Source organism: Chelativorans xinjiangensis, assembly GCF_009812055.1.
Classification (GTDB): domain Bacteria; phylum Pseudomonadota; class Alphaproteobacteria; order Rhizobiales; family Rhizobiaceae; genus Chelativorans; species Chelativorans xinjiangense.
In genome coordinates this window covers 1-13357 of record NZ_WQNH01000040.1, presented here as the reverse complement: position 1 = coordinate 13357, position 13357 = coordinate 1, and the positions used below count along the sequence as shown (strand labels likewise).

General features: G+C 67.4%; 12 protein-coding genes. 11 read left to right on the top strand and 1 reads right to left on the bottom strand.

Annotation, left to right across the window (positions count from 1 at the left end):
- Positions 1-49: 49 nt before the first annotated feature.
- The 5 genes from GM910_RS20165 to GM910_RS20145 all read left to right on the top strand — a co-directional run bounded on the left by GM910_RS20165 (position 50) and on the right by GM910_RS20145 (position 5114).
- The gene (locus GM910_RS20165; protein ID WP_159590553.1) at positions 50-1018 is read left to right on the top strand and encodes a catechol 2,3-dioxygenase; all 969 of its coding nucleotides are present in this window, start codon (positions 50-52) and stop codon (positions 1016-1018) included.
- Positions 1019-1133: 115 nt separating this feature from the next.
- Positions 1134-1865 (top strand): PIG-L deacetylase family protein, encoded by a 732-nt coding sequence (locus GM910_RS20160; RefSeq protein WP_159590551.1) that lies wholly within the window; start codon positions 1134-1136, stop codon positions 1863-1865.
- Positions 1865-2536: a 4-carboxy-4-hydroxy-2-oxoadipate aldolase/oxaloacetate decarboxylase gene (locus tag GM910_RS20155; RefSeq protein WP_159590549.1), complete on the top strand. Its 672-nt coding sequence runs from the start codon at positions 1865-1867 to the stop codon at positions 2534-2536. The genes GM910_RS20160 and GM910_RS20155 overlap by 1 nt, the downstream gene beginning before the upstream one ends.
- Positions 2529-3584 (top strand): 4-oxalomesaconate tautomerase, encoded by a 1056-nt coding sequence (locus GM910_RS20150; RefSeq protein ID WP_159590547.1) that lies wholly within the window; start codon positions 2529-2531, stop codon positions 3582-3584. Before GM910_RS20155 ends, GM910_RS20150 begins: the two co-directional genes overlap by 8 nt.
- Before the next feature lie 261 nt (positions 3585-3845).
- Positions 3846-5114: a LysR family transcriptional regulator gene (locus GM910_RS20145; protein ID WP_246226239.1), complete on the top strand. Its 1269-nt coding sequence runs from the start codon at positions 3846-3848 to the stop codon at positions 5112-5114.
- A 261-nt stretch (positions 5115-5375) separates the two neighbouring features.
- Here GM910_RS20145 and GM910_RS20140 read toward each other — a convergent pair whose 3' ends face one another.
- Entirely contained in the window at positions 5376-7238 is a 1863-nt protein-coding gene (locus tag GM910_RS20140) for a feruloyl-CoA synthase (RefSeq protein WP_159590545.1), read from the bottom strand.
- A gap of 333 nt (positions 7239-7571) precedes the next feature.
- Between GM910_RS20140 and GM910_RS20135 the strand changes: the two genes are divergently transcribed.
- The 6 genes from GM910_RS20135 to GM910_RS20110 all read left to right on the top strand — a co-directional run bounded on the left by GM910_RS20135 (position 7572) and on the right by GM910_RS20110 (position 13193).
- Positions 7572-8360, top strand: a complete 789-nt coding sequence (locus GM910_RS20135) for a crotonase/enoyl-CoA hydratase family protein (protein ID WP_159590543.1) — start codon at positions 7572-7574, stop codon at positions 8358-8360.
- Entirely contained in the window at positions 8357-8848 is a 492-nt protein-coding gene (locus tag GM910_RS20130) for a MarR family winged helix-turn-helix transcriptional regulator (RefSeq protein ID WP_159590541.1), read from the top strand. The genes GM910_RS20135 and GM910_RS20130 overlap by 4 nt, the downstream gene beginning before the upstream one ends.
- A 167-nt stretch (positions 8849-9015) precedes the next feature.
- Positions 9016-9885, top strand: coding sequence for an amidohydrolase family protein (locus tag GM910_RS20125; protein WP_159590539.1), 870 nt, complete (start codon positions 9016-9018; stop codon positions 9883-9885).
- Between the two features lie 69 nt (positions 9886-9954).
- The gene (locus GM910_RS20120; protein ID WP_159590537.1) at positions 9955-11076 is read left to right on the top strand and encodes a C4-dicarboxylate TRAP transporter substrate-binding protein; all 1122 of its coding nucleotides are present in this window, start codon (positions 9955-9957) and stop codon (positions 11074-11076) included.
- A gap of 267 nt (positions 11077-11343) precedes the next feature.
- The gene (locus tag GM910_RS20115) at positions 11344-11892 is read left to right on the top strand and encodes a TRAP transporter small permease (RefSeq protein WP_159590535.1); all 549 of its coding nucleotides are present in this window, start codon (positions 11344-11346) and stop codon (positions 11890-11892) included.
- Positions 11889-13193, top strand: coding sequence for a TRAP transporter large permease (locus tag GM910_RS20110; RefSeq protein ID WP_159590533.1), 1305 nt, complete (start codon positions 11889-11891; stop codon positions 13191-13193). The genes GM910_RS20115 and GM910_RS20110 overlap by 4 nt, the downstream gene beginning before the upstream one ends.
- Positions 13194-13357: the final 164 nt, after the last annotated feature.

Sequence of the window (13357 nt, the reverse complement as noted above, 5' to 3'; positions counted from 1 at the left end):
ACATGGCGGCACGTATGTTTCTCCGAATGAAGTAAAGGGAGATGATGAAATGACCGAACCCTGTTTCGACGTTGCCCATCTTGGCCATGTGGAGGTGCTGACGGACAAGTTCGAGGAGAGCCTCGACTTCTTCGTCAACGTCTACGGGCTGACCGAGAGCGGCCGCGACGATGCGTCGGCCTATCTGCGCGGCTGGGACGACTACGAGTTCCACACGCTCAAGCTCACCCGGTCCGACAACACCGGCGTCGGCCACGTCGCCTACCGCACCTCTTCGCCCGAGGCGCTAGAGCGGCGGGTCGCCGTGATCGAGGCGATGGGCTGGGGGATCGGCTGGGTGGAGGGCGATCTGGGGCACGGGAGGGCCTACCGCTTCACCGATCCGGACGGCCACATCTTCGAACTTTACTACGACACGAAGCCCTACGAGGCGCCGCCGGAGGAGCGCCCGGCGCTCAAGAACCTGGCGCAGCGCTACCATGGGCGGGGCGTGTGCGTGCGGCGGATCGACCATCTCAACCTTCTCGCCCGGGACATAGCCGTCATCCGCGACTTCATGTGCACGGCGCTGGGCAGCCGCGTGACCGAGCAGATCCAGCTCGACAACGGGCGGCTCGGCGGCTGCTGGTTCACGGTCAACAACAAGAGCTACGACATCGCCTATACCGAAGACCATTCCGGCATGTCCGGCCGCTTCCACCACGTCACCTATGCGGTCGACAGCCGCGAGGACGTGCTGCGCGCGGCCGACATCTTCCTGGAGAACGGCGTCTTCATCGAGACCGGGCCGCACAAGCACGCCATCCAGGGCACCTTCTTCCTCTATGTGTACGAGCCGGCGGGCAACCGCGTGGAGGTTGCCAATGCCGGGGCGCGGCTGATCCTCAGGCCGGACTGGCAGCCCGTCACCTGGACCGAGGCGGAGCGCAGGAAGGGGCAGGCCTGGGGGCTCAAGACGATCGAATCGTTCCACACCCACGGCACGCCGCCGGTGAAGGCAAGCACGGACAAAGCCTAGCAATGGTCAGCGCCCCTTCACGCCCCCTCTGTCCGGCCCTTCGACAAGCTCAGGACAGGGGGGCGCGCGAAGGGGCGCGGCGGTAAATCGTAACTGTAAAATTAGGAGCCAAGCCATGAGCGAAAAGACAGTTTTGGTGATCAGCGCCCATTCGGCCGACTTCGTCTGGCGCTGCGGCGGCGCCATCGCGCTGCATCAGGAGCAAGGTTTCGACGTCACCGTCGTCTGCCTCTCCTATGGCGAGCGCGGGGAGAGCGCCAAGCTTTGGAAGGATGAAGGGGCGAGCCTGGAAGGCGTCAAGGCAGCGCGGCGCAAGGAGGCGGAGAACGCGGCGAAGGCGCTTGGCGCACACGAGATCGAATTCTTCGACCTCGGCGACTATCCGCTGGAGATGGACCGCCAGGGAAAGGACCGGCTGGTGGACGTGATCCGCCGGGTGCAGCCGGCCTTCATGCTCTCGCACTCGCTCGACGACCCGTACAACACCGACCATCCCTATGCGACGCGGATGGCGCTCGAATGCCGCATGATCGCGCAGGCCTGGGGGCACAAGCCGGGGGAGAAGGTGCTGGGGGCGCCGCAGCTCTACCTCTTCGAGCCGCATCAGACGGAGCAATGCGGCTGGAAGCCCGACACCATCCTCGACATCACCGAGGTATGGGACAAGAAGCGCGCGGCCATCGAGTGCATGGAGGGCCAGCAGCACCTGTGGGATTACTACACGAACGTCGCGGAGAACCGGGCCAACCAGTTCCGCCGCAACTCCGGCGGGCAGGCGGGCGGGCGCGCCGCCAGATACGCCGAGGCGTTCCAGTCGATCTTCCCGAGAACCGTGGATCAGTTGTGATGGGCATCGTCGTTGAGAATATCGAGCGGGCCGACCCGGAAGTCATCGCCGGGCTGGCCGAATGCGGCGTGGCGACCGTGCACGAGGCGCAAGGGCGCAGCGGGCTCCTCGCCTCCTATATGCGGCCGATCTATCCCGGTGCGCGCATTGCCGGCTCGGCGGTGACGATCTCCGCGCCTCCGGGCGACAACTGGATGGTGCATGTCGCCATCGAGCAGCTCAAGGACGGGGATATCCTCGTGCTGGCGCCCACCTCGCCATCGGATGCCGGCTATTTCGGAGACCTTCTCGCCACCTCTGCGATGGCGCGCGGCTGCAGGGGGCTGGTGATCGACGCTGGCGTGCGCGATGTCGCCGATCTGACGAAGATGGGCTTCCCCATCTGGTCGCACCACGTTTGCGCGCAGGGCACCGTCAAGGAGACGCCGGGCTCGGTCAACGTGCCGGTGGTCTGCGCCGGCGCTCTCGTCAATCCGGGTGATGTGATCGTCGCCGACGACGACGGCGTTTGCGTCGTCCGCCGCGAGGCCGCCGGCGATGTCCTGAAGGCTGCCGAGGCGCGCATGGCGAACGAGGAGGCCAAGCGCAAGCGGCTCGCCGCCGGCGAGCTCGGCCTCGATATCTACGGCATGCGCGAACGGCTGAAGGAGAAGGGTCTCAAATATGTCTGAGGGTATTCGCGCCATGTGGATGCGGGGCGGCACGTCGAAGGGCGGCTATTTCCTCGCCGCCGACCTGCCGCAGGATGCGAAGATGCGCGACGCCATGCTCCTGCGCATCATGGGCTCGCCCGACCCGCGCCAGATCGACGGCCTCGGCGGAGCCGATCCGCTGACGTCCAAGGTCGCCGTGGTTCGGCGGTCGGAGCGGGAAGGCGTCGATGTGGACTACCTGTTCCTGCAGGTCTTCGTCGACCAGGCGATCGTCACCGACAGCCAGAACTGCGGCAACATCCTGGCCGCCGTCGGGCCCTTCGCCATCGAGCGCGGGCTGGTGAAGGCGCGGTCGGAGGAGACCGAGGTGCGCATCTTTATGGAGAACACCGGCCAGGTCGCAGTCGCCACGGTCGCCACACCCGGCGGCAGGGTCAACTATATGGGCGAGGCGCGCATCGACGGCGTGCCCGGCGCGGCGGCGCCCATTCCCATCGTCTTCGAGGACACCGCCGGCTCCACCTGCGGGGCGCTTCTGCCGTCGGGCAGGGAAGTCGACACGGTCGGCGGCGTGGAGGTCACGCTGATCGACAACGGCATGCCCTGCGTCGTGCTCGACGCGGCGGACTTCGGCATCAGGGGCGACGAGACGCCGGCAGAACTGGAGGCGAATGCGGCGCTGAAGGCCCGCCTCGAGGCCATCCGCCTCGAGGCGGGGCCGATGATGAACCTCGGCGACGTGAAGGAAAAGTCCGTGCCGAAGATGACGCTGGTGAGCCCGCCGCGCCATGGCGGGGCGATCTCCACCCGTACCTTCATTCCGCATCGCTGCCATGCGGCTATCGGCGTTCTCGGCGCCGTCAGCGTGGCCACCGCCTGCCTGCTGCCCGAGGGGCCGGCGGCGCGGCACGCGAAGGTGCCGGAAGGGCGCACGAAATCCATGTCGGTGGAACACCCGACGGGTGAGTTCACCGTTATCGCCAATCTCGGCGAGGATGGGAAGGTGCAATCGGCCGGCGTCTTGAGGACGGCGCGGAAGCTTGCGGATGGGGTTGTTTTTCCCTGAGTGGAGTGGGGCGAGCGGGAGCGAAAAGCGGGCAGGCGGAAAACTTGGCGCCCCGTCGCGCCCCCCTCTGTCCTGCGGGACATCTCCCCCACACGGGGGGAGATTGGCCGTCGCACCGGCTTTCGCCAGTCCCCCTCCCGGAATAGGGGTCGGAGCAGGCGGCCGGCGCAATCTCCCCCCGTGTGGGGGAGATGTCCGGCAGGACAGAGGGGGGCGCGACGGAGCGCTTTCTCTCTGCCGATTACGAGCGGAAGGCATAGCATGTCGTCGATGACTTCGGCACATTCCGATGAGACGCCTGCTGTCGTAGAGTACGGCATGCAGACGCAACCCAACCTGCGCCATGTCCGGCTGTTCGACGCCGCAATCGCCTCCTCCTCCCTTTCGAGGGCCGCCGAGAAGGTGCACATCTCGCAGCCGGCCGCCTCGCAGGCGATCTCCCGGCTCGAGAAGCTGTTCGGCGGCCCGCTGCTCGACCGGCAGGGCGCCGGCGTCTTTCCCACCGAGCGCGGCGCCATCCTCGCCCGGCGCGCCCGGCGGAGCCTGGAGCTTCTGCGCGCGGCGAGCGTGAGCCTTGCGCGGCAGTCGCGCATCGGCAAGGGGCTGGCGGTCGATCTCCTGGAGGTGCATGCGACGAGCACCCAGCTGCGCGCGCTCGCCGCCTTCGCCGAGGCCGGCACGTTCCAGGGCGCGGCGCGGCTTCTCGGCCAGGCGGAGCCTTCGGTGCAGCGCGCGGCGCGCCAGGTGGAGCGCATCGGCGGGGTTCCCCTGTTCGACGGCGCCTATCGCGCACTCCACCTGACGCCGGCCGGTTTGACGCTCGCCAGCCATGCGCATCTGATCCTCAGGGAGTTCGAGAGCGCGCTGGAGGAAGTGCGCGAATATGAAGGCACCTTCGACGGCCGCGTCATCGTCGGCACGCTGCCGCTGGTGCGCACCAGGATCATCCCGAGCGCCATTGCCAGGCTGTGCGCCTCGCGCCCGCGGGCGACGGTCGAGATCCTCGACGGCGACTATGACAGCCTGATCCGCGCGCTCCTGATCGGCAAGATCGACCTTCTCGTCGGCGCCCTGCGGCGCGGTGCCGTGGGGAAGGGCCTGGTGGAGGAGACGTTGTTCAGCGACGGGGTGTCGATCATCGGCCGCGCCGACCATCCGCTGGTGCACAAACGGACGGTCACCTACGAGGACCTGGCCGGCTACCCCTGGGTGCTGCCGCGCCAGGGGACGCCGACGCGGGCGATCTTCAACGCGCTTGCCGAAAACTTCCCGCCGCAGTGGCGGTGGAACGGGGCGGTCGTCACCGGCTCGCTGATCGCCGTGCGCGGCATCCTCATGCAGACGGACCGCCTGACGATCCTTTCGCGCCAGCAGATCGAGTACGACGAGAAGGCGGGCCTCCTCAAGGTCATCCCCTTCGCGCTGCCGCAGTCGGAGCGGCCCATCGGCATGACCGCGCGCAGCGACTGGCAGCCGACGGCGCTGCAGCGCGATTTCGTCGACGCGTTGCGGGAGGCGGCGCGGGGGTAGGGGTGGTGCTTTTGGTGGGGCCGGCCAAATGGATATGCCGGCGCCCTTTCGCGCCCCCCTCTGCCCTGCCGGGCATCTCCCCCACACGGGGGGAGATTGCGCTGGCCGGTTGCTCCGGCGCCTGTTCTGCCTCGGCGATTGGCGAAAGTCGTCGTGACAGCCAATCTCCCCCCGTGTGGGGGAGATGCCCGGCAGGGCAGAGGGGGGCGCGAAGGAGTGTCATCATATCCATTTGGCGAACCCACCCAACAGCAGAGTGTTCTATTCCCCGATACCAATCACCCGCCCGCTGTCCGAATAAACCTCCTCCACCCATTCGCTTCGGCTGCGCAGCACGGCGCGCTGGTTGATCGAGCCCTTGTCGGTCATCTCGCCCCTGTCCATGGAGGGAGGGGGATCGACGAGGATCATCCTGCGGATCAGCGTCGAGGAGCCGGTGCTGGTCGCGGCGAGGCCTTTCAGCTTCTCGCGCAGATGGGCGCGCACGTTCTCGTCCGCGGCGAGGCTTCGCGCCTCCTTCGGTGTGCCGGGAGCGGCAAGCTTTGCGAGGACGCCCAGGTCGGGGAAGACGAGGGCGGCGAGGTAGGGGCGGTCGGCGCCGGCGATGGCGACATCGCGGACCGCCGCGCCGAAATGGTCGATGAAGCGGGTGCGCAAGGCGCCGGTGCTGACCCAGGTGCCGGTGTCGAGCTTGAAGTTCTCCGCCGTGCGGCCGTCGAAGAAGAAGCCGGCCTGCATGTCGTCCGGATCGGCAAAGCGCAGCGCATCGCCGAAGCGGTAGTAGCCCTCCTCGTCGAAGGCTTCCGCCGTCAAAGCCGGCGCGTTCCAGTAGCCCGGCGTGATGTTCGGCCCCTTCACGCGCGCATCGAGCTTGCCGTCGAGCGGCACCAGCTTGAGCGACACGCCGGGGCAGGGCAGGCCGACATTGCCGGCCTTCTCCTGCGGCCAGGTGCACATGAGCGCCGCCGGTGCCGTCTCGGTGGCGCCGAGCCCGGTGGCGATGACGATGCGCCGGCCGGTGGTTTCGACTGCAAGCCGCTCCAGCGCGTCCCAGGTGTGCTGCGCCATGCCGGCGCCGGCGTACCACAGGAGCTTCAGGTCCTTGAAGAAGCTCTCGCGCAAGGCGGCGTCGGCCTGAAGATGCGGGATCAGCGCCTCGAAGCCCTTGGGGACGTTGAAATACCAGGTCGGCGAAACCTCCTTGAGGTTGCGCACCGTCCTGCCGATGTCGGCCTGCGTGGGGCGGCCGTCGTCGATATGGAGCGTGCCGCCGTTGAAGATCGGCATGTAGAAGAGCTTGTTGCCGCCGGCCGTGTGGTGCCAGGGCGCCCAGTCGAGCAGCAGCGGCGGCTCGTCCTTGAAATAGGCGAAGGTCTCGCGGCTCATGATCTGGTTGGACGAGATCATGCGGTTCGTGTTGACGACCGCCTTCGGCGTTCCCGTGGAGCCCGAGGTGAAGAGGAACTTGGCGATCGTCTCGCCGGTGACGGAGCGATACGCCTCATCGACCGCGGGACCCGGCTCGGTCGCCAGCGCCTCGGCAAAATCTTCCTCGGGGCTGCGCGCACCCTTCGTGAAGAGGCGCTTTATCCCCGGCGCCACCGCCTCGATGGCGGGGCCGAAGCGTTCGGCATCGGCGGCGAAGACGAGGGCGGGGCGGATCGTCTCGAAGGTCCCGCGCAGCCGCGTGTAATCGGTGGAGACCAGCGAATAGGCGGGCGAGATGGCGGCATAGGGGATGCCGGCATAGACGGCGGCGAGGCCGAGCAGCGCGTGCTCGATGTCGTTGCCGGAAAGGATGGCCAGCGGGGCGGAAGCGGAGAGGCCGCGGTCGATCAGATACTGGCCGAGGCGCCGGGCATGGGCGAGTGCCTCGGCGTAGCTTATGCGGCGCCAGTCCCCGTCCGCGCCGCGCTCTGCCAGCACCGTCCGGTCGGGCGCGCGGGCCGCCCAATGGACCAGCATGTCGGCGATGCGCTCGGGATAGGGCGGCAGGGGAGCCTTCTGCTCCAGGTAAAGGACGCCGCCCGGCCCGTGCCGGACCTCTACCTCGGGCGCCCAGCACCGCACGGGACGAAACGGGGCCGCGAGCCAGGGGCGCTGCCGCGGCGCGGATTCGTTCATACAGTCCTCCCTCGGAGCCCCAGGGCTATCGCATATGAGTCATTTTTGCCGGCTTCGCCGGAACCCCCACCCTCAATCCCTCCCCTCAAGGGGGAGGGAGGCAGGCCGAGCACGGCTTCGTCCCCCTCCCCCTTGAGGGGAGGGGTGAGGGGTGGGGGTACCATCAAGGACTCAGAACCCATATGCGATAGCCCTGCTCGGCCGGCCCGGAGTGGGGGCCGCCTCACTTGACACAAACGAATGCATTCGGTCATTAGTAATAATTGAAAAGTGAACAGTGTCAATTTCAACAAGAACACTGATCCGAGACATGAGAACGGAGGCTCCCGGCCAATGGCGCTGGTCAATTACGAGATCGACGACGGCATCGCGGTCCTGACGCTCTGTCGGCCACAGAAGCGCAACGCCATGAGCGACGCCATGCTGGCCGATCTCGGCGCCGCGGTCGACCGCGCCGCGGGCGAAGCGAGGGCCGCCGTGATCGCCGGGAGGGGAGAGCACTTCTGCGCCGGGCTCGACCTTTCCGAGCAGGTTGAAAAGTCGGTCATGGAAGGCATCGCCGGCTCGCGCGGCTGGCACGCCGTCTTCAGCCGCATCCAGCGCGGTGCCATCCCCTATTTCGTCGCGCTCCACGGCGCGGTGGTGGGCGGCGGGCTGGAGCTGGCGGCCGCCGGCCATGTGCGGGTTGCCGACGCCAACACCCGTTTCGCCCTGCCGGAGGGCCAGCGCGGCATCTTCGTCGGCGGCGGCGGCTCGGTGAACGTCGCCCGCCTGATGGGCGTGGCGCGGATGACCGACATGATGCTGACCGGCCGCGTGCTTTCGGCCGACGAGGCCGAGCGCTACGGCATCGTCACCTACCTGACCGAGCCCGGCGGGGCGCTCGCCAGGGCGAAGGAGTTGGCAAAGCTTGCGGCGAAGAACGCGCCGCTTTCCAACTACGCCATCGTCAATGCCCTGCAGCGCATCCACGACAGCGGCTACGACGAGGGGCTGTTCTTCGAATCCATGATCGCCTCGCTCACCCAGGCAACGCCGGAGGCTCATGAGCGGCTGCGCGCCTTCCTCGACAAGAAGGCGGAGCGCCTCGCCATCCCGACCGGAACGGAGGCCCGACCATGAGCGGCGCGCAGACCCTGCCGGCCGGGGCGGCCGAGATCGAGGAGGGCAAGGCCGGCCTCTCCTTCGGCAAGTTCGAGCGCTCCGCCGGGTTCCTCCTGCGCATTGCCCAGCTCACGGCGTTCGAGCGCATGTTCGCGGAACTGAAGGGCGCTGACGTCAAGATCGGCGAGTTCACCATCCTTCTCGCCATCGCGGAAAACCCCGGCGTGCGCCAGGGCGCGATGGCCGATGTCTTGAAGATAAAATGGTCGAACATGACCAAGCTGGTGCGCTCGCTGGAGGGGCGGGGGCTGGTGGAGCGTTTCGTGCCGCCGCAGGACCGCCGCTCGGTCGAGCTGCGGTTGACGGAAGAGGGCCGCAAGCTGCTCGAAGCCTTCTCGCCGCTCATGTACGAAGCCGACCGGCGCGCCCTTCCCATGCTGTCGGACGAGGAGCACGCGACGTTCCTGGCGCTGCTCAGAAAGGTGTCGGGATGGCCGCCGCTGTGATGCCGCGCCCCCTGATCGGACCCCCACCCCTCACCCCTCCCCTCAAGGGGGAGGGGGATTCTGAGGCGTTGGCGCCCCCCTCCCCCTTGAGGGGAGGGGTGGGGGTCCAGGCGAAGCAGAACAAGGTCCCCGTCCATGTGCGACAACCTGGCTGAATGGAGGCCATGATGCTCGACCCTGACGCTCTCGTCGCCATCGATATCCACACCCACGCCGAGGAGCCGTGCGGCACCCATGCCGACGACGGCTACGACGACTTCCAGGCCGGCATGGCCGCCTATTTCCGCTCGCCCTTCAAGCACCCGCCGACCGTCCCCGAGACCGCCGCCTATTTCCGCGAGCGCAAGATCGGTGCGGTGATCTTTCCCGTCGATTCGGAGCGCGAGACGGGCTTTCGCCGCTACAACAACGAGGAGATGGCCGAGCTTGCCGCCGCGCACAGCGACATCCTCATCCCCTTCGCTTCGATCGACCCCGCCAAGGGCAGGATGGGCGCGCGCGAGGCGCGGCGGCTGGTGGAGCACTACGGCATCAAGGGCTTCAAGTTCCACCCCACCATGCAGGGCTTTTACCCCAACGACCGCAGCGCCTACGTGCTCTACGAGGCGATCGCGGAAGCCGGTGTGCCGGCGCTGTTCCACACCGGCCAGACAGGGGTGGGGGCGGGCATGGCGGGCGGCAACGGCATGCGGCTGAAATACTCCAACCCGATCCATCTCGACGACGTGGCGGCCGATTTCCCACAGATGCGGATCGTCATGGCGCACCCCTCCTTCCCCTGGCAGGAGGAGGCGCTGGCGGTCGCCACCCACAAGCCCAATGTGTGGATCGACCTTTCCGGCTGGTCGCCGAAATACTTCCCGCCGATCCTGGTGAAATACGCCAATTCGCTGCTCAAGGACCGCGTCCTTTTCGGCTCCGACTGGCCGGCGATCCTGCCGGACCGCTGGCTTGCCGATTTCGAGAAGCTCGACATCAAGCCCGAGGTGAGGCCGCGAATTCTCAAGGAGAATGCCCGCAGGCTCCTGAACATCTGACGGCTGCGAGGAGGCGGCATCGATTGCAAGCGCGTTCGGGGGAGAGCGCGTAAAAGAGGAGGAGAAGCCATGAAAGCGTTTGTCACTGCCGTCGCTTTGGCCACCAGCCTTTGCGCATCCATCGCCACCATCGAGGCGCGCGAATTGCGGCTGGCGCCCGGCGGCCCGCCGACCCACCCCGCTCATACGCCGCTCTATTCCACGCTCGCCGAGGAACTGCCGAAGGAGACGGACGGCGCGCTCACCGGCATCATCCTGGGCACCGAAGTGGTCAATATCGGCGGCATGAAGGGCGCTCTCCAATCGTCGGTGGCCGAGGTGGGCAACGTGCTGCCGCTCTACTATCCGGGCGACCTGCCGAACTCGGCTCTCGTGGGGGACCTGGCGTTTCTGGGCCGCGACCCGCACGTGATGGGGGCGGCCATGACCGAGTATGTCGCCACCTGCGAGGATTGCCAGGCGGAGTTCGCCAGGATGGGCGGCGTGTTCGCCGGCGCCGGCTCGTCGGATGTCTACGTGCTTCTGACGACCAAGCCGGTGCGCACGAAGGCCGACCTTCAGGCGCTGCGCCTGAGGAGCGGCGGTGCGCCCTTTGCCCGCTGGGCCGAATATGTCGGCGCGGTGCCGGCCAACGTGCCCGTCAGCGACACCTTCGAGACCATGTCGCAGGGCGTGATCGACGGCACGATGGGCTCGGTCTCCGACCTGACGTCCTACCGGCTGGTGGACCTTGCGCGCTACGTGGTGGAGCTGCCGCTCGGCACCTACCACGCGACGTCCAACTTCACGGTCAATAGCGACACCTGGCGCTCGCTCAGCACCGAGGAACGCAAGGGCTTCATGCGTGCCGCCAACAAGGCCAACACCGCCTTCACGCAGAACTGGGGGTTCGAGCGGCCCGATCAGGCGCGTGAGGCGGCGCGCGAGGCGGGGCTGGAGTTCATCGAGCCGGATGCGGCGCTGGTCGAATTGACAGAGACGTTCGTCGAGGACGACCTGGAGGCTGCGGTGGGCATTGCGGAAAACCAGTACGGTATTGCCGACGCCGAAGCGAAGATCGCCCGCTTCCGGGAGCTGGTGGAGAAGTGGACCGGCATTGTCGAGGACGCCGGGCATGATCCCGAAGCGATCGCGGCGGCGGTGCAGGCGGAGGTGTGGGACAAGGTCGACTACGAGAGCTATGGGATGTGAGGGGGTGACACGCTGGACATCGGAGATGACGGCACAGGTCGCCACCACCCCCCTCTGCCTGCCGGCACCTCCCCCACAAGGAGGGAGGAAAGCCGTCGCGACGGCCTTCGCCAATCGCCAGCATTGCAGAAGAAGCACCGGAGCAAGCGGCCAGCCTTCCTCCCCCCTTGTGGGGGAGGTGCCGGCAGGCGGAGGGGGGTGGACGCGACGTGTGCCATTCGGTCGTGTCCACCGAAATGCGGAATGTTCCAAAGGGCCAACCCCCCAATGCGCGCCCGCATCCTGACCCTCCTCCGCCACCTCACCGACGCGCTCGCCCTCATCGCAGCCGCCGGCGTGCTCGCCATGCTCCTCCACGTCACGGCCGATATCGTCGGGCGGCAGCTTTTCGGCCGGCCGGTGCCAGCGACGGTGGAGATCGTGTCGCGTTACTACATGGTCCTCATCGCCTTCCTGCCGCTCGCGTGGACGGAGCGGCGTGGCGAGATGATCGCCGTCGACGTCTTCGCCAGCCTGTTCAAGGGCCGGTGGGGGCGCATCGACATGGCGGTGGTGAATCTCTTCAGCTTCGCCGCCTTCTCCTTTCTCGCCTACACGACCTGGTTCGCCGCGATGCGCGAATTCGGTTCGGGAAGCTTCGTCCTGTCGCTCAGCGTGGCGGTGCCGGTGTGGCCGGGATATTTCGTCCTGCCGCTCGCCTTCGCGCTGGCGAGCCTCGTTTCCGTTCTCAAGCTCTATCTCTGCCTCACCGGCACGGAGGACAGTGCCGACGGCGCGGCGTTTTCCGAGCATGGCGAGGGGGGCGCATCGTCGTGAGCGTTGCCACCGGCCTCGCCGGCATCGGCGTGCTTCTCCTGCTGCTCGCGCTTCGCGTACCGGTGGCGGTGGCGCTGATCCTGGTCTCCTTCGGCGGCATCTGGCTGATGCTTGGCTTCGCGCCGGCCGTCGGCATCCTGACGACGACGCCGTACGATTTCGTCGCCAGCTGGACCCTTTCGGCGGTGCCGATGTTCCTGCTCATGGGGTTCGTCGCCTTCCATGCCGGGCTGACGACGCGGCTCTTTGCCGCCGCCGACCGGGTGCTGCATCGCCTGCCCGGCGGGCTGGGGATGGCCGCCGTGCTCGCCTGCACCGGCTTCGCCTCGGTCTCCGGCTCGAGCCTGGCCTGCGCGGCGGCGATGGGGCGCATCGCCATTCCCGAGATGATCAAGGCCGGCTACCGGCCGAGCTTCGCCACGGGAACGCTGGCCGCCGGCGGCACCATCGGCGCGCTCATCCCGCCCTCCATCCTCATGATCATCTACGGCGTCTTCGCCGAACAGTCGGTGACGAAGGTCTTCCTCGGCGGCATCTCGGTGGGCGTCATGACGGCAGCCGTCTACTGCCTCTTGATCTTCCTCACCGCCAAGCTGCGCCCGGACATCGCCCCCTTGCCGAAAGAACCGCGAAGTGCTGCCGATGGCAATATCCTCCGGGACGTCTGGCCCATCCTGGTGTTGGTCGTCCTCGTCTTCGGCGGCCTTTTCGGCGGCGCCTTCACGGCGACGGAAGCCGGCGCTGTCGGCGCTGCCGGCGCGATCGTCATCGCCGCGCTCACCGGCAGGCTCCCATGGGCGCGCTTCCGCACCGCGCTCCTGGAGACGGTCGGAACGTCGGTTTCGCTTTTCATCATCGGCGTCGGCGCGGTGATGTTCACCCGCTTCCTGGGGCTCAGCGGCACCGCCGGCTTCATCTCGACGACGCTGACGGCCTGGGAGCTTGGCTATGTCGAATTAATGGTGCTGATCGTCATTCTCTATCTGATCCTCGGCATGTTCATGGAGCCCTTCGGCGCCATGTTGATCACCCTGCCGGTTCTCCTGCCGCTCCTCAACGCGGCGTCCATCGACCTGATCTGGTTCGGCGTTCTCTTGGTGAAGCTCCTGGAGGTCGGCATGATCACCCCGCCGCTCGGCATGAACGTCTTCGTCATCCGCAACGTGGCGCACAAATATGCCAGCCTCGGCGACATCTTCCGCGGCGTTGCCCTGTTCATCGTGGCCGACATCGTCATCATCGGGCTGTTGATCGCGTTTCCGGAGCTTGTGACGTTGGTTGCGGGGTTGCGGGGGCGGTGAGACATGGTTGGCTGGGTATGGAGACGCGGGCGCCCCTTCGCGCCCCCCTCTGTCCTGCCGGACATCTCCCCCGCAAGGGGGGAGATTGGCCGTCATGGCGGTTTTCGCCAATCGCAAGCATTGCAGGGATGGCGCCGAAGCAAGCGGCCAGCACAATCTCCCCC